The sequence below is a fragment of the Streptomyces sp. cmx-4-9 genome, from assembly GCF_046548835.1.
Lineage (GTDB): Bacteria > Actinomycetota > Actinomycetes > Streptomycetales > Streptomycetaceae > Streptomyces.
Window position 1 is genome coordinate 506,017 of sequence record NZ_JAEBEE010000008.1, and the last position, 20,031, is coordinate 526,047.

Below are 20,031 nucleotides of genomic sequence, written 5' to 3' on the forward strand. Positions count from 1 at the left end.
CCGCCCGCGGACAGCGCACGGCTCACGACGCACGACGCACGGACACGCGCGGGCCCCGGCAGTCCTTCCGGCCGCCGGGGCCCGCCCCGTCCCGTATCCGGCCCGCTTACACCAGGTCGGCGGCCTCCACCTCTTCCCGCGTGATCCCGAGCAGGTACAGCACCGCGTCCAGGAACGGCACGTTCACCGCGGTGTCCGCGGCCTTGCGCACCACCGGCTTCGCATTGAAGGCCACGCCCAGCCCGGCCGCGTTCAGCATGTCCAGGTCGTTGGCGCCGTCGCCGACGGCCACGGTCTGGGCCAGCGGTACGCCGGCCTCCGCGGCGAAGCGCCGCAGCAGCCGGGCCTTGCCCGCCCGGTCCACGATCTCGCCGGTGACCCGGCCGGTCAGCTTCCCGTCGATGATCTCCAGGGTGTTGGCCGAGGCGAAGTCCAGCCCCAACCGTTCCCGCAGGTCGTCGGTGACCTGCGTGAACCCGCCGGAGACCACACCCACCTGGTAGCCCAGCCGCTTCAGGGTGCGGATCAGGGTCCGGGCGCCGGGGGTCAGCTGCACCTGCGAGCGGACCTTGTCCACCACGGAGGCGTCCAGCCCCGCCAGCAGTGCCACCCGGGCGTGCAGGGACTGCTCGAAGTCCAGCTCGCCGCGCATCGCCCGCTCGGTGACCGCGGCAACCTCGGCCTCGCAGCCCGCGTGCGCCGCGAAGAGTTCGATGACCTCGTCCTGGATCAGCGTGGAGTCCACGTCCATGACGACCAGCCGCCGGGCCCGGCGGTGCAGGCCCGCCGAGACCACGGCGACGTCCACGCCGATGTGCGCCGCCTCCGTGGCCAGCGCCGTGCGCAGCGCCTCCGTCTCGACGCCGGACACGGCGAACTCCACGGCCGTCACCGGGTACTTGGCGAGCCGGAAGATACGGTCGATGTTGCCGCCGGTCGAGGTGATCTGGGCGGCGATGGCCGCCGTGGACTCCGCGGTGAGCGGGTGCCCGAGCACGGTGACGTGGGACCGGCCGCTGCCGCGCGGCCGGTTGTCACCGGTGCCGGAAAGGATCTCGGCCTGCATCTTCAGGGACTCGGCCCAGCTGTGCACGGTCGCCCGCAGCGAGCCCTCGGTACCGGGGACGGGCTGGGTCACCAGGGCGCACAGCACGATGCGGCCACGGGTGACGACCTGCTCGATGTCGACCACGTCGACGGAGTAGGCGGCAAGGGTGTCGAACAGCCCGGCGGTGATCCCGGGACGGTCCTTGCCGAAGATCTTGACGAGGAGGGTGGGGGCGTCGGAGGTCTGCGAAGCGCTCATGGTGCTCTCACCGTATCTTCCCCGCCGCCGGACCCGGACCCCCGTCCCACCCTCCGGACCGGGGGGTCAGCGCCGGACGAGCAGGGCGACCGAGATCCCGGAGACCTTCTTGAGCGAGGTCCGCTCGTAGCGGTCCTGCAAGGCCTTCGCATGCTCGGGCGGGAGGGTGGTGAAGGGGTCGCCGCCGTCGTCCTTGGACACCAGCCAGATCCGCGGCGCGGCGACGGCGTCCAGCGCCCCGGCCGGGTCGGCCGTCAGCGTCGGCCACAGGTCGTCGCGCTGCTCGCCGGTCCGGTCGAGGAACACGTCGCGCAGCGCGATGCGGCCCGGCAGGTAGTACCGGACGCCGGTGTCCACGCCCCACCACACGTTGTGGCCCTGCTGGCCGTACGCCACCGCGTCGCCCGCCCGGTGGCCGGCGGCGACGATCCCGGCCGCCTTGCGGTAGTCCAGCGGCGTGAACCAGGTCACCGGCTCGGGATAGGTGTACGCGGCGTGCGAGAGCGGCCGGTGCAGGGTCAGGTGGTCCGGGACCACCATCACGGCCATCACCAGCAGGGCCGCCACCACCCCGCGCACCCGGACCAGGGCGATGCCGGCGCCGGCCATGACCGCCCAGGCCGGCAGCACGAAGAACAGGTACTTCGGCATGAAGTACGAGACGTCCGCCCGCTGCGAGATCACCCAGATCGCCACCACCGGCAGCACCGCCGCGACCGAGCCGAAGAGGGCGGACAGCCGGCGCTCGGAGCCCCAGGCGAAGGCCGCGGCCAGGAACAGCGCGGCGGCCAGTACCGTGCTGGAGAAGATCTGCGGCCAGATCCCGGCCAGGTCGCTCAGCGTCGGCTTGGGGATCCAGCTGATCTGCCGTCCCGCCTGCCCCTGACCGACCTTGATCAGCGGATACGTCGAGGCCACCCCCAGGGCGGCCGCCACGCAGAAGCCGACCGGGATCCGCCGGTTGGAGCGGTCCTTCCACCAGTACAGCGCCACTCCGACGGCGTGGGCGCCGAGGAAGACCAGCGACACCAGGTGGAGGTAGCCTGCCGCCGCCACGGCCACCCCGTAGCACGCCCACCGCACCGGGCCGGGCCGTTCCAGGGCCCGCAGCAGCAGGAGCAGCGCCGCGGCCGCCACCAGCACGACGAGGGCGTAGGATCGGGCCTCCTGCGCGTACCGGGTGACGGCCGGGATCAGCGCGAAGACCAGACCGGCGGTCAGCCCGGCGCGGGCGCCGAACATCCGCCTGCCGGCCAGCGCCACGCACGCCGCTGCCACGGCCATGGCCAGCACGGTCGGCAGCCGCAGCATCGCCGGGGACTCGCCGAAGAAACCGATCCAGTAGTGCATCAGCAGGTAGTAGGCGCCGTGCACGGCGTCCACGTTGCGCAGCATGTCCAGCAGGGCGCCCGGGGGCCGCCGGATCACCGTGAGGGTGGCGAGCTCGTCGTGCCAGAGCACCGGGGTGCTGATCCGGTACAGCCCGGCGGCCAGGGTCGCCAGCGCGGGCAGCAGCCAGACCAGCCCGGATATCGGGCGGCGCCGCAGCGCCCGCCGGGTTCTGCGGGCGGCGCTGCGCGGACCCGGCGACGGGGCCGGCCGCTCGGTCTCGGCCGGCGCGGCGTGATCTGTGTGCGTCATTGCAGTCCTGGTGGTGGAGCCGGGAGGCAGGGCGGGGACGAAGGTGCGACAGCCATTCTGCCGGGGGCCGGAACGGGCTGCGGACACCGAGTGCCCCGACGTGCCCCACATCTCCCACGACACCCCGCCCACGAAGCGAGCCGCCGTGCCCCCGCGCCGCGGGCCAGGACCGACACCACGGGCCGCCACCCACCCCACCCCCCGCCCCACCCGCCGCCCCGCCGGGCCGCTCCACGGGGCGGGTCCGGGCCCGTTGGGCTGGGCGGGTCCGGGCCCGTTGGGCTGGGCCCATGCCTTCTCGGCTGCGCCGGGCCTGGGCCGGGCCTGTTGGCCTGGTCGGGCCGCTCTGCTGGGCCGGCCCGGGCTGGGCCGTGTCCGCTGTGCTGCGCCGGGCCGGTGCTTCCTCGGCTGAGCCGCGCTGGGCCGTGCCCGCTGGCCTGGCCGGGCCGCTCTGCTGGGTTGGGCCGTGCTCGCTTGGCCGGGGCTGGGCCCGTTGCGCTGGGCCGGGCCCGTGCCTCTCGGCTGCGCCGGGCCGGGCCGGGCCTGGGCCGGGCCTGTTGGCCTGGTCGGGCCGCTCTGCTGGGCCGGCCCGGGCTGGGCCGTGTCCGCTGTGCTGCGCTGGGCTCGTGCCTCCTCGGCTGAGCCGCGCCGGGCCGTGCCCGCTGGCCTGGCCGGGCCGCTCTGCTGGGTTGGGCCGTGCTCGCTTGGCCGGGGCTGGGCCCGTTGCGCTGGGCCGGGCCCGTGCCTTTTCGGCTGCGCCGCGCCGGGTCGGACCGGGCCTGTTGGGCCGTGCTGGGCCCGTGCCTTCTCGGCTGCGCCGCGCCGATCCGTACTCGATGCGCGGGGCTGGGCCGTGTCCGCTGTGCTGGGCCGGGCCCGTGCCTCCTCGGCTGAGCCGGCCGGGCCGTGTCCGCTGCGCCCGGCCGGGCCGCTCTGCTGGGCCTGACTGGTTGGCCCGTGCCTTTTCGGCTGCGCCGCGCCGGGCCGGACCGGGCCCGTTGGGCCGTGCTGGGCCCGTGCTTCCTCGGCTGAGCCGCGCCGGGCCGTGCCCGCTGCGTGCGGCCGGGCCGCTCTGCTGGGCCGGGCCGGTTCTGCAGGGCTGCGCCCGGACCGGCGGACCGTGCCCCCGCCCCCGGACGGCCGCCGCCCACTACGGAGCCGCCCGCGCCCAAGCCCCGCCCGGCGGACCCCACCCGGCCACGCCCGGCTGGCACGCCGCCCGGCACCCCGCCTGGCCCCCGGCCGCCCCGCCCCCGGCCCGCGCCCGCCCGGCACGCCGCCCGGCTCGCCGCAGCCCCCGACGGCTACCGCCCGGACCCCGCGCGGCCCCCGCCCCTGGGCCGCGCCCGCCCGGCACGCCGCCCGTCTCGCCGCAGCCCCCGACGGCAAACCCCGCCCCCGGGCCGCGCCCGCCCGCCCCCCGGCCGCCCCGACCCCGGCCGCCCGGCCCCTGGGCCGCGCCCGCCCGGCACCCCGCCCCCGGGCCGCGCCCGCCCGGCACCCGGCCCGGCCCGCCGCAGCCCCCGACGGCAGCCGCCCGGCCCCCGCCCGGCACCCGCCCGGCCCCCGCCCGACCCCCGGCTCGCCGCAGCCCCCGACGGCCCCCGCCCGGCCCCCAGCCGAACCGGCCGGTCCGGCCGGTCCGGCCGCGCAGGGGCGGGCGGGGCGAGAAGTCCGCCTATGGCACTCTCCGGGTGCCTTTCGTACCCCGCCCGCGGACCCCCGCAGACCCCCGGGCGGGCCCGGATTCCACATGTGGCCGCGGGCCTGAAATAGTTCCCCCGGATGTTCGCCATCCCTAGACTCCCTGACGTCAGGGGGATTCTCGGGGGACTTAAGTGGGGCTGGAGTGCCGGAACTCGTACTGGAATTGAACGGAAGGACCTGGACGCTTGATCCGTCCAGGTCGTACTCCCTGGGGCGCGATCCCCAGGGGGATGTGGTGATCGACGACGCGCGGGTGTCGTGGCGGCACGCCACCGTCAGCTGGAACGGCCGTGGTTGGGGCATCGAGGACCACGGCAGCACCAACGGCACGTACGTGCACGGGGCTCGGGTCCAGCAGGCCGAACTCGTGCCCGGCACGCCGGTCTTCCTGGGCAACGCCACCGACGGCCCGCGGCTGGACCCCGTCGCGCCGGCGGGCGCCGCGGCGCCCGCCCAGGCCCCGCAGCAGCAGCACCAGCACGCCCAGGCCCAGGCCTCGGCGCAGGCGTACGCACAGCCGCACGCCCAGGCTCCGGCCTACCAGGCCCAGGCCCAGCAGCAGCCGCAGCAACCGGCCCCGGCCTGGCAGCAACAGCAGCAGCCCGCGCACGCGCAGGTACCGCACCAGCAGGGCGGCGCTCCCGCGGCCGCCCGCCCGGCCGAAGGCGGAGCGCCCGGTTACGGCGACCGCAGCCCGACCACGTTCCACCAGCTCTCGCTGGGGAACGTCATGCGCATCGGCCGTGCGCTGGAGAACGAACTGGTCGTGTCCGACCTCCAGGTCTCCCGCCACCACGCCGAGTTCCGCTCGATGCCCGGCGGCCGCTTCGAGATCCACGACCTCGGCAGCCACAACGGCACTTACGTCAACGGCCAGCCGCTGCCCAAGTCCGGCACCGCGCTGATCGGTCCGAACGACATCGTCGGCGTCGGCCACTCGACGTTCCGGATCATCGGCGACCGCCTTGAGGAGTTCGTCGACACCGGCGAGGTCTCCTTCTCGGCCCGCCACCTCACCGTCACGGTCGACGGCGGCAAGCAGATCCTCAAGGACGTCACCTTCGGCGTCCCGGAGAAGTCGCTCATCGGCGTCATCGGCCCCTCCGGCTCCGGCAAGTCGACCCTGCTCAAGGCGCTCACCGGCTACCGGCCCGCCAACCAGGGCGACGTGCTCTACGACAACCGCAACCTGTACAAGCAGTTCGCGGAGCTCCGCCAGCGCATCGGCCTGGTCCCGCAGGACGACATCCTGCACAAGGAGCTGCGCGTCCGCACGGCGCTGAAGTACGCGGCCAAGCTCCGCTTCCCCGGGGACACCGCCGAGTCCGAGCGCGCCGCCCGCATCGACGAGGTGCTGCGCGAGCTCAAGCTCGACATCCACAAGGACAAGAAGATCACCGCGCTGTCGGGTGGTCAGCGCAAGCGCGTGTCCGTGGCTCTGGAGCTGCTCACCAAGCCCTCGCTGATCTTCCTGGACGAGCCGACCTCCGGCCTCGACCCGGGCATGGACCGCGACGTCATGCAGCTGCTGCGCGGCCTCGCCGACGACGGCCGCACCGTGCTGGTCGTCACCCACTCGGTGGCCGAGCTGGCCATCTGCGACAAGCTGCTGGTCATGGCCCCCGGCGGCTCGGTCGCGTACTTCGGCCCGCCGGACGAGGCGCTGAACTTCTTCGGCTACACCACGTGGGCGGACGTGTTCTCGGCCTTCGAGAACTACCGCGACTACGACTGGGCCGGCCGCTGGAAGGGCTCGCAGCACTACCAGCTGTACGCCGCCGACATCGACTCCGTCGCCCCGCAGTCGGTCTCCATGCCGCCCGCCCAGCAGATGCGCCCGCCGAAGCCCCAGGGCTGGGGCTCGCAGCTGTGGACCCTGATGCGCCGCTACACCTCGGTGATCGCCTCCGACAAGGGCTTCATCGGCCTCATGCTGATCCTGCCCGCGGTGCTCGGCGTGGTCTCCACCGTCATCCCGGCGAAGTTCGGCCTCGCGCCCCCGGTGGCCCCGTCCCGCTTCAACGGCGACGCGGGCACGATCATGCTGATCCTCGCGGTCGGCATGTGCTTCTCCGGCGCCGCCAACTCGGTCCGAGAGCTCATCAAGGAACGGGTCATCTACGAGCGCGAGCGCGCGACCGGGCTGTCCCGGTCGGCGTACCTGATGTCCAAGGTGATCGTCCTCGGCATCATCACGGCCGTCCAGGGCGTGATCATCTGCGGTATCGGCTTCTACCCGCGCGACCTGCCCGTCGAGGGTCTGATCATGCCGCCGGCCGTGGAGATCTGCCTGTCGGTCATCGCCCTCGGCTTCACCTCGATGATGTTCGGCCTGGTGATCTCCTCGCTGGTGAAGACCGCCGAGAAGACCATGCCGCTGCTCGTGATGTTCGCGATCGTCCAGGTCGTGTTCACCGGCATCCTCTTCCAGGTCTACGACTCCCCGGGCCTGGAGCAGTTCGCCTGGCTGATGCCCTCGCGCTGGGCCATCGCCGCCGCGGGCACCACGCTGAACCTGGGTGTGCTCATGCCGCCGTGGGACGCCGACAACCCGACCAACACCGACCCCCTGTGGGACGCCACGGTCGGCCAGTGGAGCCTGAACATCACCGTCCTGCTGCTCCTCGGCATCGCCTGCGGGTTCCTGGTCCAGCGCCTGCTGCGCCGCCACGAGCCCGAGGTCATGCGCGCCGGCAAGTAACCCGACGGCACGTATCCCAACGGCACGTATCCCGACGGCACGTATCCCGACGGGAAGCAGCCCGACGGCACGTATCCCGACGGGAAGCAGCCCGACGGAAAGCTCACCGGCACAGGGCCGGACCGCCGCGACCGCGCGGCACGCACCGACGCCTCAGGGCGGCTGCCGGAACTCCGGTAGCCGCCCTGAGGCGCATGGGGGGTCTGCTGGGTCTGCCGGGTTGCGCTGCGGCGCGGCCTAGTAGGCGCTGTTGACGTTGTCCATCGAGCCGTAGCGGTCGGCCGCGTAGTTGCAGGCCGCGACGATGTTGGCGACCGGGTCGTACTGGTCGAACTTGGTGCCCTTGACGTGGTACGTCTTGAAGGTCGGGGCGATGACCTGGAGCAGGCCCTTGCTGGGGATGCCGTTCTGGGCGTTGATGTCCCAGTTGTTGATCGCCATCGGGTTGCCGCTGGACTCGCGCATCACGTTGCGGTGGATGCCGGCGTAGGTGCCCGGGATGCCCTCGCGCTTCATGATGAAGAGCGCTTCCTTGATCCAGCCGTCCAGGTTGTTCGCGAAGACGGGGGTGCGGGCGGCGGAGCGGCTCGCGGCCTGCTTCTGCGCGCGGTCCTTCTTCGCGGCGGCCTCGGCCTTGGCCTTGGCGGCCGCCTTCGCCTTGGCGTCGGCGTCGGCCTTGGCCTTCGCCGCGACCTGGGCGGCCTTCGCGTTGGCGTCGGCTATGACCTGCTGTGCGGAGAGGTGGCCCTGCAGCTGCTTGACCTGCGCGCCGTTGACGGCCTGGGACCAGGCGACGGGGGCGACGGCGACCGTCTCGGCCTCGGCGGAGTCGGCCGGGACCACGGAGAAGGCGACGGCGGCGGCGCTCAGCGTGGCGACGCCGGCGATGGTCAGCTTGTGTGCCTTCGTCAGACGACTGTGACCAGGGGTGCGGGAAGCAGACATGGCGGGGCAACCTCTTCGAATAGCGGGAGCCGCAGGAAGGCGCCGCTCGGATCCGGGATCCGCGGCGCTGTGCGACGGGAGCAATTCTTAGCGGCGGCAAAATCGCCTGGCAAAGGTGTGACCTACGATCCTGCTTAGTGGATCACGCGCGGGCGCCGAGGCCGCGTCTGCGGCCTCGGCGCTACGCCCGCCGGTGCTGACGGGACCTTTATCCGTCCACTAGGCGGCTTCGTAAGTGACGTGCGTCCTATGTGCGGGCTCACATCGGGCGCGTAACGGTTTCACCAACCGTTGCCGGTGCAACGCGTTGCGTCATCGCCCTCCTCCCTGAGGAGGAGGCGGACGTCCCCGAACTCGTGCCGGAGGCAGAGCCTGGCCCCCGCCTCCGCATACCCGAGTCGCACGGCACTACGCCCGGCCACGGCCTCCGGCACCAGGAGCCGGGACGCCCCGGACTCGTGCAGCCCGGCCCGCAGCCCGTCCACCACCCGGACCCGTCCCCCCCCCGCTCCGACGCCGCCACCGGGTCGGTCCAGCCGTCCGCCGCGCGGCCCGGCCGTCCGCCCCGACGGCCGACTCAGTCGTCCGCACCGCCGCGGTCCCCACCGCCAGGACCCGCCCGCCCGCCGCCCGTGTCGCGTTCACCAGCCGCGCCGTGGCGCTCGGCACCGCGTACGGACCGCTCCGGGTACGGCGGCTCGTGCCCTTCCTGTGAGGCCACCTGCGAGGCCACCCCCGCGTGCAGGGTCGGCGGCGCGAACTGCACCCCCGGCCCCCGCGGCCCGCCGGACCGCGCCACGAGCGCGACGGTGATGGGCCGCCCGGCACCCGGCATCTCCGCGGACCCCGCGCCGTCGGCCCCGGCACAGCGAAGACCGTCTGGTACGCCGACGGCGACCGGTCCCGCTCCGTGTCCGCGTACCGGATCGGCCTCCCGTACGCCCGCAGCAGCCCGGGCGCGTCCGGCGGGGAGGGCCGGGCCCACCACGGCCGGTCCGTCCCTACGCCGAGGGCTCCTCCAGGTCCAGGCGCCGCCGGCCCGGTCCACGGCCGCCCCGGCGGGCTCCCCGGGCGCGCGGTCCCCGGCCGGCCGGGCCGGCAGTCCGCCGCAGCGGTTGGCGGCTCCGGGCCGCGCGACCCGGTGGAATGTCCGTTATATACAGTCCCTCCCTTTCCGGGTCCAGATCGCAGTGCCCCCGCCCGCCCACAGGCCGTCCCCGGCCCCCGGGCCCGCCCCCTGCCCGGCCCCCGCCCATCGGACGGCCCCGCCCGGCTCGGCAGGGCTCCCGCGGCCGTTTCCCAGGCCGTGTACCGCCCGCTCGGCAACCGCTGGCAACCGCTCGGCCACCGGCCGCAGCAGCCCCGCAGCCGTCTGCTTCGGCGTCGCCGGCCCCGACAGGCCCTCGAACGGCTCCGCCGACGCCGTCGTCCGCGTCCGCACCGGACCCGGACCCGCCCACCCCACCCGCAGCCGCGGCTCCTCCACCGCCGGGAACCCCGCCGCCAGGTCGCCGCCCACCTCGTCCCGTACGCCACGACCGCCGCGTCGGAGCCGGGGCCGGCCGGACCCCCCTCGGCATCCATCGGGACGGCTGGACGAGCCCCGGCAGAGCCACCCCGTTGACCTCGAAGGCCTCCCGCAGCCCGTCCAGCCCGCCCGCCCGGCTCCCGCGCCGCGACCAGCGCCGCCCGGTGGCCCGGCGAGGCGGCGAGGACACGTCCGGCCCCGGCCCGGGAACACCGCCGCGGCCCCGCCTCGGCCACCGGGGGACCACCCCGCCCGGGCCCCTGGTCCTAGGCCCCGACCTAGGCCCGCGGACCGATTCCGCAGGTCAACGCCGCGGGTACGGTGAAGCCATGCACCGACCCCGCAGCGGCCTGGCCGCCGTCAGCAGCGCGCTGCTCGCCATGAGCCGCCGACTGGAGGTCCGTGACGTCCTGCGCACGATCGTGGTCTGCGCGCGGGAGCTCCTGGACGCCGAGTACGCGGCCCTGGGCGTCCCGGACGACCACGGGGGCTTCGCCCAGTTCGTCGTCGACGGCGTCAGCGAGGAGCAGTGGCGGCGGATCGGCCCCCTGCCCCGCCAGCACGGCATCCTCGCCGCGATGCTCCACCAGGACGGCGCCCAGCGGCTGGCCGACGTACGCAAGGACCCCCGCTTCGAGGGCTGGCCCGCCGCCCACCCGGAGATGTCCGACTTCCTCGGCCTCCCCATCCGCGACGGCGAGGAGACCCTCGGCGCGCTCTTCCTCGCCAACAAGCGCTGCCCGTCGCCCGGCGACGGCTGCGGCTTCACCGAGGAGGACGAGGAACTGCTCGCTCTCCTCGCCCAGCACGCGGCCATCGCCCTCACCAACGCCCGGCTCTACGAACGCAGCCGCGAGCTCACCATCGCCGAGGAGCGCTCCCGGCTCGCCCACGAGCTGCACGACGCCGTCAGCCAGAAGCTCTTCTCGCTGCGCCTGACCGCCCAGGCCGCCGCCGCCCTCGTCGACCGCGACCCGGCCCGCGCCAAGGACGAGCTCCAGCAGGTCGCCGCCCTCGCGGCGGAGGCGGCCGACGAACTGCGCGCCGCCGTGACCGAGCTGCGCCCCGCCGCGCTCGACGAGGACGGCCTGGTCGCCACCCTGCGCACCCATGTCCAGGTCCTCGACCGGGCCCATGCCGCCCACGTCACCTTCACCTGCGACGGCGTACGGGCCCTGCCCGCGGCCCAGGAGGAGGCGGTGCTCCGCGTCGCCCAGGAAGCCCTCCACAACGCCCTGCGCCACTCCGGTGCGGACCGCGTCGAGGTGGCGCTGTCCCGCACCCGCGGCGGCGGAGCCCTCCTGGAGGTCGCCGACTCCGGCTGCGGCTTCGACCCGCGCACCGTCCGCCGGGCGGGCCGCCACCTCGGCCTGGTCTCCATGCGGGACCGCGCGAACGGCGTCGGAGGCCGCCTCGCGGTGCACTCGGAGCCCGGCAGCGGCACCACGATCGAGATGGAGGTCCCCGGTGGCTGACACACCCGCCGTCCGCGTCCTGCTGGTCGACGACCACCAGGTGGTCCGGCGCGGCCTGCGCACCTTCCTGGAGGTCCAGGACGACATCGAGGTGGTGGGCGAGGCCTCCGACGGTGAGGAGGGCGTCGCCCGCGCCGAGGAGCTGCGGCCCGACGTGATCCTGATGGACGTCGCGATGCCGGGCACCGACGGCATCGAGGCGCTGCGCAGGCTGCGCGAGCTGGGGAACCCGGCGCGGGTGCTGATCGTCACCAGCTTCACCGAGCAGCGGACCGTGGTCCCGGCCCTGCGGGCCGGCGCCGCGGGATACCTCTACAAGGACGTCGCCCCCGAAGCCCTGGCCCGGGCCGTCCGCTCCGTCCACGCAGGGCACGTACTGCTCCAGCCGGAGGTGGCGCAGGTGCTGCTCGCCCAGGAGGAGCGCAGTCCCGCACCGGGCCGCAGCGGCTCGCTGACCGAGCGGGAGCGGGAGGTGCTCGCCCTCATCGCGGACGGCCGGGCGAACCGGGAGATCGCGCGGGCGCTCGTCCTGTCCGAGAAGACGGTCAAGACCCACGTCTCGAACATCCTGATGAAACTGGACCTCTCGGACCGCACCCAGGCTGCGTTGTGGGCGGTCAGGCACGGAATCGCGGACTGAGCCGGCCCGTCCGCGAATCATCTGAGATTCATACGGTCGGGTGTATGTAGCCCACATGGCGTATCCCGGGGGCCGGGCGGCCGTTCTCCAGGGCGTGCTGCGACGGCTGGTCGCGGCAGACGCACTGGAGGACAGAGAACGTGAAGAACTTCAAGAAGGCCGCCACCGTCACCATGATCGCGGGCGGTCTGCTGGCCGCCGGCGCCGGTGTCTCCTCGGCGCACGGCGGTGCGTCGGCGGAGGGCGAGGCCCTGCACTCGCCCGGCGTGGCCTCCGGGAACCTGCTCCAGGTCCCCGTGAACGTCCCGGTGAACGTGGTGGGCAACACCGTCAACGTGATCGGCCTGCTGAACGGCGCCTGGGGCAACACCGGCGCAAACGCCTGACCCCCTGGCCACGGCCCCGCCTCCCCCTTCTCCCCGGGAAGCGGGGCCCCCGCCGCCGAAGCCCGGCCCGGCCACCGACAAGCCCGGCCCGGCGCCGGCCCCGCCGCCGACAAGCCCGGCGCCGGCCCCGCCGCCGACAAGCCCGGCCCGGCCCCCGCCGCCGACAAGCCCGGCCCCCGCCGCCGACAAGCCCGCACCGCCGCCGAAGCCCGGCCCGCCGCCGACAAGCCCGGCCCCCGCCGCCGACGAGCCCGGCCCGGCGCCGAAGCCCGGCCCGGCCGCCGACAAGCCCGGCCCCCGGCGCCGAAGCCCGGCCCGCCGCCGAAGCCCGGCTCGCCGCCTACCGGTCCCGTTCGCGTTCCTCGACCGCCGCGTTGTACGCCGCGACGAGCGCCCGCCGTGCCACCCGCTCCACCGGGCGCAGCGCCTCCGCCCGCGCCGCCATCTCCGAGGCGGCCACCGCCCCGCCGTGCCCGTTCTCGTACGCCAGCGACACCAGCAGGTCCACCCGCTGCGCCAGCGACAGCACCCGGACCGCCCGCGGCGGGTACCCCGGCGCAAGGACCTCCCGCCCCGCCTCCGCCCGCGCCCGGTACGCCGACAGCGCCGCCTCCGCCACCGGGCCGGAGCCCGCCACGTCCAGCCGGGTCAGCGCCGCCGTGGCCTCGCGCAGCGCCTCGGCCAGCTCCCGCTCCGCCTCGCCCAGCGAGGGCACGTCGGCCGGCGGAGCCTCCCGTACCGGCAGGCAGTGCCAGGTCACCGACACGTGCACGTCACCCGCCGGCCCGGCCTCCGCGACCTCCGGGACCAGCCCCAGCGCCGCCCCGACGGCCACCACGGCCTCCTCGGCCTCCAGCGCCCGCGCATTGAACTCGGCCGGCCCGCTCAGCCCCAGCGGGTGCCCGGGGGACGGCAGCGCCACCCGCAGCCCCGTCACCCCCAGCGACCGCATCCGCCCCAGAGCCAACGTGAGCCCCACGGGCCCCGCCTCACCCGGCAGCCCCGCCACCCGGTGCACGGCGTCCTCGCCCACGATCGACAACACGGCCTCGTCGGGCGAGACCAGACCGGCCAGCAGCGCGTTCCCCCAGGCGGCCAGCCGCCCTGAACGTGGTTCGAAAAGCATCCCCCCACTTTACGGATCCGGCCCGGCACCGGGCCCCGGCCCCGGACCCCTCCCCGAGTGGCGTAGGTTTTCCCCTGGGGCTGCGCCTGCCGGCGCACAAGAACCGTGACTGCAAGGGGTGACAACACGCTCATGAGCGATGTTCTGGAGCTGGTGGACGTATCCGTGGTCCGCGAGGGCCGGGCTCTGGTGGACCAGGTCTCCTGGTCGGTCAAGGAGGGCGAACGCTGGGTGATCCTCGGCCCCAACGGCGCCGGCAAGACCACCCTGCTGAACCTCGCCTCCAGCTACCTCTTCCCCACCAAGGGCGAGGCCACCATCCTCGGCAGCACCCTCGGCAGGGTCGACGTCTTCGAGCTGCGCCCCCGCATCGGCGTGGCCGGCATCGCGATGGCCGACAAGCTCCCCAAGCGGCAGACCGTCCTGCAGACCGTGCTGACCGCCGCCTACGGCATGACGGCGACCTGGCAGGAGGAGTACGAGGACATCGACGAGCAGCGCGCCCGCGCCTTCCTCGACCGCCTCGGCATGACGGACTACCTCGACCGGAAGTTCGGCACCCTCTCCGAGGGAGAGCGCAAGCGCACCCTGATCGCCCGCGCCCTGATGACCGACCCCGAGCTGCTGCTCCTCGACGAGCCCGCCGCCGGTCTCGACCTCGGCGGCCGCGAGGACCTCGTACGCCGCCTCGGCCGCCTCGCCAGCGACCCGCTCGCGCCGTCCATGGTGATGGTCACCCACCACGTCGAGGAGATCGCCCCCGGATTCACCCACGTCCTGATGATCCGTCAGGGCAAGGTGGTCACCGCCGGGCCGATCGACCTCGAACTGACCTCGCGCAACCTCTCGCTCTGCTTCGGCCTGCCGCTGGTCGTCGAGCGCAACGGCAACGACCGCTGGACCGCGCAGGGCCTGCCCCTGCGGTAGTACGCGCCCCCGCACCCTGTCCCGACCGGGCCCCGCCGACCTACCATGACCACGTGGACGACATCGACGCATGGGTGTGGTGGCTGATCGGCGCGGTCGGACTGGGCATCCCCCTCGTCCTCACCGCCATGCCGGAGTTCGGCATGTTCGCGGCCGGCGCCGCACTGGCCGCCGTCACGGCCGCCCTTGGCGGGGGAATCGTGGCGCAGGTCCTGGTCTTCGCGACCGTCTCGGTCGCACTCATCGCCGTGGTACGGCCGCTCGCCAACCGCCACCGCGACCAGCGGCCGCAACACCGCAGCGGCATCGACGCGTTGAGGGGCCGCAGCGCCCTCGTCCTCGAACGGGTCGACGCCGGCGGGGGCCGCATCAAACTGGCCGGCGAGATCTGGTCGGCGCGCACCCTCGACGCGGACACCAGCTTCGAACCGGGCCAGTCCGTCGACGTGGTGGAGATCGACGGGGCGACCGCCGTCGTCATGTGACAACCAGCCTGCTCGCGGGCCCCGGGTCTGCGAGACTCCGTTCAACGGGGCAGCACAGACAGCCGGAAGGGCACGGGGAACCGCATGCAACCGATCATCATCGTCCTGATCATCCTGGTGGTACTGGTCTTCATCGCCCTGGTCAAGACGATCCAGGTGATCCCGCAGGCCAGCGCCGCCATCGTCGAGCGCTTCGGCCGCTACACCCGCACCCTCAACGCGGGCCTCAACATCGTGGTCCCGTTCATCGACTCGATCCGCAACCGGATCGACCTCCGCGAGCAGGTCGTCCCCTTCCCGCCGCAGCCGGTGATCACCCAGGACAACCTGGTCGTCAACATCGACACCGTCATCTACTACCAGGTGACCGACGCCCGCGCGGCCACCTACGAAGTGGCCAGCTACATCCAGGCCATCGAGCAGCTCACCGTCACCACGCTCCGCAACATCATCGGCGGCATGGACCTGGAACGGACCCTGACCTCCCGTGAGGAGATCAACGCGGCGCTGCGCGGAGTCCTCGACGAGGCCACCGGCAAGTGGGGCATCCGCGTCAACCGCGTCGAGCTCAAGGCCATCGAGCCGCCGACCTCCATCCAGGACTCGATGGAGAAGCAGATGCGCGCCGACCGCGACAAGCGCGCCGCGATCCTCCAGGCCGAGGGCGTACGGCAGTCCGAAATCCTGCGCGCCGAGGGTGAGAAGCAGTCCTCCATCCTGCGGGCCGAGGGTGACGCCAAGGCCGCGGCCCTGCGCGCCGAGGGCGAAGCACAGGCCATCCGCACGGTCTTCGAGTCCATCCACGCGGGCGACGCCGACCAGAAGCTCCTCGCCTACCAGTACCTCCAGATGCTGCCGAAGATCGCCGAGGGCGACGCCAACAAGCTCTGGATCGTCCCGAGCGAGATCGGCGACGCGCTCAAGGGCCTCTCCGGCGCCATGGGCAACTTCGGCCCGATGGGCGGCGGGTCCGGCTTCAACCCGCAGAACGCCGGCAAGGACGGCGGCGGCATCCCGGCCGCACGGGACAAGGAAGCCGCCGACCGCCGGGAACAGCCCCCCATCGACTGAACCCCACCGCCCCTCCTGCATGATCAGTGGGGCCCCCCGACCTTCACGGCGGGGAGGCGACCCACTCATGCAAAGGGGATGGCTCCGTCCATGTCTCTGCTCTCGATGTCCCTCTGGGAGTCCCTGGGAGTCTTCGCCGCCGGCATCGGCGCGGGCACCATCAACACCATCGTCGGCTCCGGCACCCTCATCACCTTCCCGGTGCTGCTGGCCACCGGCCTGCCGCCGGTCACCGCCAACGTGTCCAACACCCTCGGCCTGGTGCCCGGTTCCCTCAGCGGAGCCATCGGCTACCGCAAGGAGCTCCGCGGCCAGCGCGCCCGCGTCCTGCGCCTCGGCTCGGTCTCGCTCGTCGGCGGACTCGCGGGCGCCGTCCTGCTCCTCACCCTGCCGTCCGACTCCTTCGACACGATCGTGCCCGTCCTCATCGGACTCGCCCTCGTACTGGTCGTGCTCCAGCCCCGGCTCGCCGCGGCACTGCGCCGCCGCCAGGACGCCGCCGGCGGCGACCCGGGCCACCCCGACGGCGGACCGGCACTGCTGGGCGGCATGCTGCTCTCCAGCGCGTACGGAGGCTACTTCGGGGCCGCCCAGGGCGTGCTCTACGTCGGCCTGATGGGCCTGCTGCTCCAGGACGACCTCCAGCGCATCAACGCCGTCAAGAACGTCATCGCCGCCATGGTGAACGGCATCGCGGCCGTCGTCTTCCTCTTCGTCGCCGAGTTCGACTGGACGGCCGTCCTGCTCATCGCCGCAGGCTCCACCATCGGCGGGCAGCTCGGCGCGAAAGTCGGCCGCCGGCTCTCCCCGACCGTCCTGCGCGGGGTCATCGTGACGGTCGGCCTCCTGGCCATCGTCCAGCTGCTGGTCCGCTGAACGACGCCACGCCACGACGCCGCCCAGCGGGCCCCCGCACCCCGTCCTTAAGCCGAACGCTCCAGCCACTGCGGCAGCACGTCCCGCCCGGCCGACCCCAGCGCCAGCAGCATCGCATCGGCCGGAGACGGGACGAAGGGCTTGCGCAGCAGCGGCATCCCCGCCTCCTCCGGAGTACGGGCCGCCTTGCGGTGGTTGTCCTCGGCGCAGGAGGCCACCGTGTTCAGCCAGGTGTCCCCGCCCCCCTGGGCCCGCGGCAGCACGTGGTCCACGGTCGTCGCGCGCTTCCCGCAGTACGCGCACCGGTGCTGGTCCCGGACCAGCACCCCCCTCCGTGACCAGGGGGCATGTCTTCGGAAGGGCACCCGGACGTACCGGCACAGTCTGATCACTCGCGGCATCGGCAGTTCCATGGTGGCCGCACGTACGCGCAGCTCGGGATGCGACTGTTCGACCACGGCCTTGTCCTGCAGCACCAGGACCACCGCCCGGTTCAGCGTCACCGTCGACAGCGGCTCGAAGCTCGCATTCAGCACCAGCGTGTCCCGCATCTCGCCCACCTCCCGTGTGCAGGCCCGCGACCACCCTGGCGGCAGTGCCCGCAACCACTCTGGTCGCGCGCACCACGCGGGACAACGCAATAAAAATGCCCGGTCCTGGCCGTCTTTAGACCAGGACCGGGCAAACGCTCTGCGAACGATCAGCCGAGGGGAGCCTCGTACTCGCCGATCAGCTGCGCCCGGCCGAGCGTGTGGAAGCGCAGATTGAACCCGACGACGGCAGGCGACGCGTCCTCACCGGGACCCAGCTTCTCCGTGTCCACCGCATACACGGTGAACACGTACCGGTGCCGCTCCCCGGCCGGCGGCGCAGCCCCGCCGAAGTCCTTCGTCCCGTAGTCGTTGCGCACGTGCACCGCCCCGGCGGGCAGCCCCTCGAACGAGCCGCTGCCCGCCCCGGCCGGCAGCGAGGTGACCGAGGCCGGCACGTCGAAGAGCACCCAGTGCCAGAACCCGCTGCCGGTCGGCGCATCCGGGTCGAAGCAGGTCACGGCGAAACTCTTCGTGCCCTCCGGAAACCCCTCCCACCGCAGCTGCGGCGACAGGTCCCCGCCCGACTTGACCTGGGCGTCGGCCAGATCCGCGCCCTCGACCAGATCGTCGCTCGCCACGCTGAAGGCGTGCACCTGCGGATGGAAGTCGTGCGGAAGCGGCGCCCTGCTCTGCTCGGTCACTGCTGACCCTCCTGATGTCGGATGTGCGTCCTGCCGAGCCTAGGAGGCTAGAACCAGTTGCGCTGGGAGCCGACCGAGGCGATCCACTGGTTCAGGTACGCCGCCCAGTCGGTCTCCTGGTACGACTGCAGGCCCACCTGGAAGCAGCGGTAGGTGTCGCTGCCCTCGCTGAACAGACCCGGCTTCTTGTCCATCTCCAGGACCACGTCCATCTCCCGGCCGTCCGAGACGAAGGTGAGCTCCACCTGGTTCAGGCCCCGGTACTGCGACGGCGGCAGGAACTCGATCTCCTGGTAGAAGGGCAGCGTCTGGCGCGTGCCCCGGATGTGCCCGCGCTCCATGTCCGCGCTGCGGAAGGAGAAGCCGAGCTGCCGGAAGGCGTCCAGGATCGCCTGCTGCGCCGGGACCGGGTGCACATGGATCGAGTCCAGGTCGCCGGCGTCCACCGCACGCGCGATCTCCAGCTCCGTGCTCACCCCGATGTTCATCCCGTGCAGGTGCCGGCCGCCGAAGTGGGTGATCGGCGTCTCCGCCGGGATCTCCAGGCCGAAGGGCACCACGTGCAGCGCGCCCGCCGCCACCTGGAAGGCACCGCCGAGGCGCTGCTTGGTGAAGACGATGTCCTGCTTGTACTCCTGGTCGCCGCCCTCGACCTCGACCCGTGCCTGCAACCCGACGGACAGCCCCTCGATCTGCTGCTCCACGGACCCGCCCTGGATGCGGACCTCACCCTGGACGATGCCGCCCGGTACGACGTTCGGCTCGGTGATGACGGTGTCCACCGAGGCACCACCGGCACCCAGGCTCGCGAACAGCTTCCTGAACCCCATGCTCTTACTCCCCTGATACGGATCTGAAGATCTGGCGGCCATGCCGCCGCGACTACCCCTTACCAACGCGGAACCATAGGCCCCGGTTGCAGGCGGGCGCGTTCCACTACGCTCGACCGGATGAGCGCGCGACCCGACCGTACGCCCCTGGCCCGTTCCTTCTTCGACCGCCCGGTCCTCACCGTTGCCCCGGACCTCCTCGGCCGCACCCTGGTGCGACGCACCGCGGAGGGCCCCCTGGAGCTGCGCATCACCGAGGTCGAGGCCTACGAAGGGGAGCGGGACCCGGGCTCCCACGCCTACCGCGGCCGCACGGCCCGCAACGCATCGATGTTCGGCCCGCCCGGACACGCGTACGTCTACTTCATCTACGGCATGTGGTTCAGCCTCAACCTGGTGTGCGGTCCACCGGACCACGCGAGCGGGGTCCTGATCCGCGCGGGGGAGATCACGGTGGGCGCCGAGCTGGCCGCCAAACGCCGACTCTCGGCCAGAAAACCGAGTGAACTGGCCAAGGGACCGGCCCGTCTGGCCACCGCCCTGGACGTGGACCGCTCCCTCGACGGCACCGACCTCTGCGCCGGCGCAGAGTCCGCCCTGTCGCTCCTCGCCGGTAGCCCCACCGCTGCCGACCTGGTCAGCAGCGGTCCCCGCACCGGAGTGGGCGGGGCCGGAGCGGCCCACCCGTACCGCTTCTGGATCACGCACGACCCGACGGTGAGCCCGTACCGGGCCCATGCGCCGCGCCGCCGCTCAACTTGACTCGGTCCTGGCGGACGCCTAACGTAGTCCGAGCCGCTTGAACGGGCCACTGCCATCAGCAGACCCCGGAGCGGCCAACCCAACACCTACGACTTACCCTTGGCGGGGTCTTATTCGGCATGCCCGAATTCCCGGCCGGTGACTCGATTATGAGTCGCAAGGGATAAGCGCTAATGTGGTGGAACGCCGAAAGGCAAAGACCCCCAACGGTCACCGAATTCAGATCCGACACCGGAAACGGCGCGGAAATGATCTGGTAGAGTTGGAAACGAAGAACGAAGCCCGGAGGAAAGCCCGAGAGGGTGAGTACAAAGGAAGCGTCCGTTCCTTGAGAACTCAACAGCGTGCCAAAAATCAACGCCAGAAGTTGATACCCCGTCCATTTCGGTGG

Annotated in this window: 17 protein-coding genes and 1 pseudogene; 9 read left to right on the top strand and 9 right to left on the bottom strand. The window is 73.1% G+C overall.

The genetic code is table 11. The features are described 5' to 3' along the window. Nucleotides 1-106: 106 nt before the first annotated feature. Both serB and ACLJTM_RS26500 read right to left on the bottom strand, forming a co-directional pair. A complete protein-coding gene (gene serB / locus ACLJTM_RS26495) occupies nucleotides 107-1,306 on the bottom strand; it encodes a phosphoserine phosphatase SerB (RefSeq protein WP_411106223.1) in 1,200 nt (399 codons plus the stop codon). A gap of 66 nt (nucleotides 1,307-1,372) precedes the next feature. Then, nucleotides 1,373-2,947, bottom strand: coding sequence for a glycosyltransferase family 39 protein (locus ACLJTM_RS26500; RefSeq protein WP_411106224.1), 1,575 nt, complete (start codon nucleotides 2,945-2,947; stop codon nucleotides 1,373-1,375). A 1,849-nt stretch (nucleotides 2,948-4,796) separates the two neighbouring features. On the opposite strand from ACLJTM_RS26500, the gene ACLJTM_RS26505 reads away from it, so the two are divergent. Further along, on the top strand, nucleotides 4,797-7,355 hold the full coding sequence (locus ACLJTM_RS26505) for an FHA domain-containing protein (protein ID WP_411106225.1): 2,559 nt from the start codon (nucleotides 4,797-4,799) through the stop codon (nucleotides 7,353-7,355). Between the two features lie 237 nt (nucleotides 7,356-7,592). Here ACLJTM_RS26505 and ACLJTM_RS26510 read toward each other — a convergent pair whose 3' ends face one another. Together ACLJTM_RS26510 and ACLJTM_RS26515 are read right to left on the bottom strand one after the other, a co-directional pair. Next, a complete protein-coding gene (locus tag ACLJTM_RS26510; RefSeq protein ID WP_411106226.1) occupies nucleotides 7,593-8,300 on the bottom strand; it encodes a transglycosylase SLT domain-containing protein in 708 nt (235 codons plus the stop codon). A 281-nt stretch (nucleotides 8,301-8,581) separates the two neighbouring features. Beyond that, nucleotides 8,582-9,394: pseudogene (locus ACLJTM_RS26515) on the bottom strand (S-adenosylmethionine:tRNA ribosyltransferase-isomerase); the annotation flags it as partial. 763 nt (nucleotides 9,395-10,157) lie between these two features. Between ACLJTM_RS26515 and ACLJTM_RS26520 the strand changes: the two are divergent. The 3 genes from ACLJTM_RS26520 to ACLJTM_RS26530 all read left to right on the top strand — a co-directional run bounded on the left by ACLJTM_RS26520 (nucleotide 10,158) and on the right by ACLJTM_RS26530 (nucleotide 12,329). Next, a complete protein-coding gene (locus ACLJTM_RS26520) occupies nucleotides 10,158-11,303 on the top strand; it encodes a GAF domain-containing sensor histidine kinase (RefSeq protein ID WP_411106227.1) in 1,146 nt (381 codons plus the stop codon). Then, complete coding sequence (locus tag ACLJTM_RS26525) at nucleotides 11,296-11,943, top strand: response regulator (RefSeq protein WP_411106228.1); 648 nt, start codon at nucleotides 11,296-11,298, stop codon at nucleotides 11,941-11,943. Before ACLJTM_RS26520 ends, ACLJTM_RS26525 begins: the two co-directional genes overlap by 8 nt. Before the next feature lie 140 nt (nucleotides 11,944-12,083). Further along, a complete protein-coding gene (locus ACLJTM_RS26530) occupies nucleotides 12,084-12,329 on the top strand; it encodes a chaplin family protein (protein WP_411106229.1) in 246 nt (81 codons plus the stop codon). A 340-nt stretch (nucleotides 12,330-12,669) separates the two neighbouring features. Here ACLJTM_RS26530 and ACLJTM_RS26535 read toward each other — a convergent pair whose 3' ends face one another. Next, nucleotides 12,670-13,455 carry a hypothetical protein gene (locus ACLJTM_RS26535; protein WP_411106230.1) on the bottom strand — a complete coding sequence of 262 codons (786 nt, stop codon included), beginning with the start codon at nucleotides 13,453-13,455 and terminating at the stop codon, nucleotides 12,670-12,672. Between the two features lie 132 nt (nucleotides 13,456-13,587). Here ACLJTM_RS26535 and ACLJTM_RS26540 point away from each other — a divergent pair, with 132 nt between their 5' ends. From ACLJTM_RS26540 to ACLJTM_RS26555, 4 genes are all read left to right on the top strand, one after another. Beyond that, nucleotides 13,588-14,382 (top strand): ABC transporter ATP-binding protein, encoded by a 795-nt coding sequence (locus ACLJTM_RS26540; RefSeq protein ID WP_411106231.1) that lies wholly within the window; start codon nucleotides 13,588-13,590, stop codon nucleotides 14,380-14,382. Between the two features lie 53 nt (nucleotides 14,383-14,435). After that, nucleotides 14,436-14,867: an NfeD family protein gene (locus ACLJTM_RS26545; RefSeq protein ID WP_411106232.1), complete on the top strand. Its 432-nt coding sequence runs from the start codon at nucleotides 14,436-14,438 to the stop codon at nucleotides 14,865-14,867. 84 nt (nucleotides 14,868-14,951) lie between these two features. Continuing rightward, entirely contained in the window at nucleotides 14,952-15,938 is a 987-nt protein-coding gene (locus ACLJTM_RS26550; protein ID WP_411106233.1) for an SPFH domain-containing protein, read from the top strand. 105 nt (nucleotides 15,939-16,043) lie between these two features. Continuing rightward, on the top strand, nucleotides 16,044-16,814 hold the full coding sequence (locus tag ACLJTM_RS26555; RefSeq protein ID WP_411106270.1) for a sulfite exporter TauE/SafE family protein: 771 nt from the start codon (nucleotides 16,044-16,046) through the stop codon (nucleotides 16,812-16,814). A gap of 47 nt (nucleotides 16,815-16,861) precedes the next feature. Here the strand turns inward: ACLJTM_RS26555 and ACLJTM_RS26560 are convergent, their stop codons facing one another. From ACLJTM_RS26560 to ACLJTM_RS26570, 3 genes are all read right to left on the bottom strand, one after another. Then, entirely contained in the window at nucleotides 16,862-17,365 is a 504-nt protein-coding gene (locus ACLJTM_RS26560; RefSeq protein WP_411106234.1) for an HNH endonuclease, read from the bottom strand. A 149-nt stretch (nucleotides 17,366-17,514) separates the two neighbouring features. Next, nucleotides 17,515-18,048 (bottom strand): YbhB/YbcL family Raf kinase inhibitor-like protein, encoded by a 534-nt coding sequence (locus tag ACLJTM_RS26565; protein WP_411106235.1) that lies wholly within the window; start codon nucleotides 18,046-18,048, stop codon nucleotides 17,515-17,517. A gap of 47 nt (nucleotides 18,049-18,095) precedes the next feature. Continuing rightward, nucleotides 18,096-18,878 carry a sporulation protein gene (locus tag ACLJTM_RS26570; RefSeq protein WP_411106236.1) on the bottom strand — a complete coding sequence of 261 codons (783 nt, stop codon included), beginning with the start codon at nucleotides 18,876-18,878 and terminating at the stop codon, nucleotides 18,096-18,098. Between the two features lie 120 nt (nucleotides 18,879-18,998). Between ACLJTM_RS26570 and ACLJTM_RS26575 the strand changes: the two genes are divergently transcribed. Further along, nucleotides 18,999-19,640, top strand: a complete 642-nt coding sequence (locus ACLJTM_RS26575; RefSeq protein ID WP_411106237.1) for a DNA-3-methyladenine glycosylase — start codon at nucleotides 18,999-19,001, stop codon at nucleotides 19,638-19,640. A gap of 55 nt (nucleotides 19,641-19,695) precedes the next feature. Here ACLJTM_RS26575 and ACLJTM_RS26580 read toward each other — a convergent pair. Continuing rightward, a partial coding sequence (locus ACLJTM_RS26580) for a hypothetical protein (protein WP_411106238.1) occupies nucleotides 19,696-20,031 on the bottom strand: 336 nt, incomplete at its 5' end.

Bases quoted from the DNA above. Each gene is read 5' to 3' on its own strand.
- ACLJTM_RS26550 (WP_411106233.1), top strand. From the start codon at position 14,952: ATGCAACCGATCATCATCGTCCTGATCATCCTGGTGGTACTGGTCTTC.
- ACLJTM_RS26540 (WP_411106231.1), top strand. From the start codon at position 13,588: ATGAGCGATGTTCTGGAGCTGGTGGACGTATCCGTGGTCCGCGAGGGC.
- ACLJTM_RS26560 (WP_411106234.1), bottom strand. From the start codon at position 17,365: ATGCGGGACACGCTGGTGCTGAATGCGAGCTTCGAGCCGCTGTCGACG.
- ACLJTM_RS26555 (WP_411106270.1), top strand. From the start codon at position 16,044: ATGTCCCTCTGGGAGTCCCTGGGAGTCTTCGCCGCCGGCATCGGCGCG.
- ACLJTM_RS26500 (WP_411106224.1), bottom strand. From the start codon at position 2,947: ATGACGCACACAGATCACGCCGCGCCGGCCGAGACCGAGCGGCCGGCC.
- ACLJTM_RS26535 (WP_411106230.1), bottom strand. From the start codon at position 13,455: ATGCTTTTCGAACCACGTTCAGGGCGGCTGGCCGCCTGGGGGAACGCG.
- ACLJTM_RS26520 (WP_411106227.1), top strand. From the start codon at position 10,158: ATGCACCGACCCCGCAGCGGCCTGGCCGCCGTCAGCAGCGCGCTGCTC.
- ACLJTM_RS26570 (WP_411106236.1), bottom strand. From the start codon at position 18,878: ATGGGGTTCAGGAAGCTGTTCGCGAGCCTGGGTGCCGGTGGTGCCTCG.
- serB (WP_411106223.1), bottom strand. From the start codon at position 1,306: ATGAGCGCTTCGCAGACCTCCGACGCCCCCACCCTCCTCGTCAAGATC.
- ACLJTM_RS26510 (WP_411106226.1), bottom strand. From the start codon at position 8,300: ATGTCTGCTTCCCGCACCCCTGGTCACAGTCGTCTGACGAAGGCACAC.
- ACLJTM_RS26575 (WP_411106237.1), top strand. From the start codon at position 18,999: ATGAGCGCGCGACCCGACCGTACGCCCCTGGCCCGTTCCTTCTTCGAC.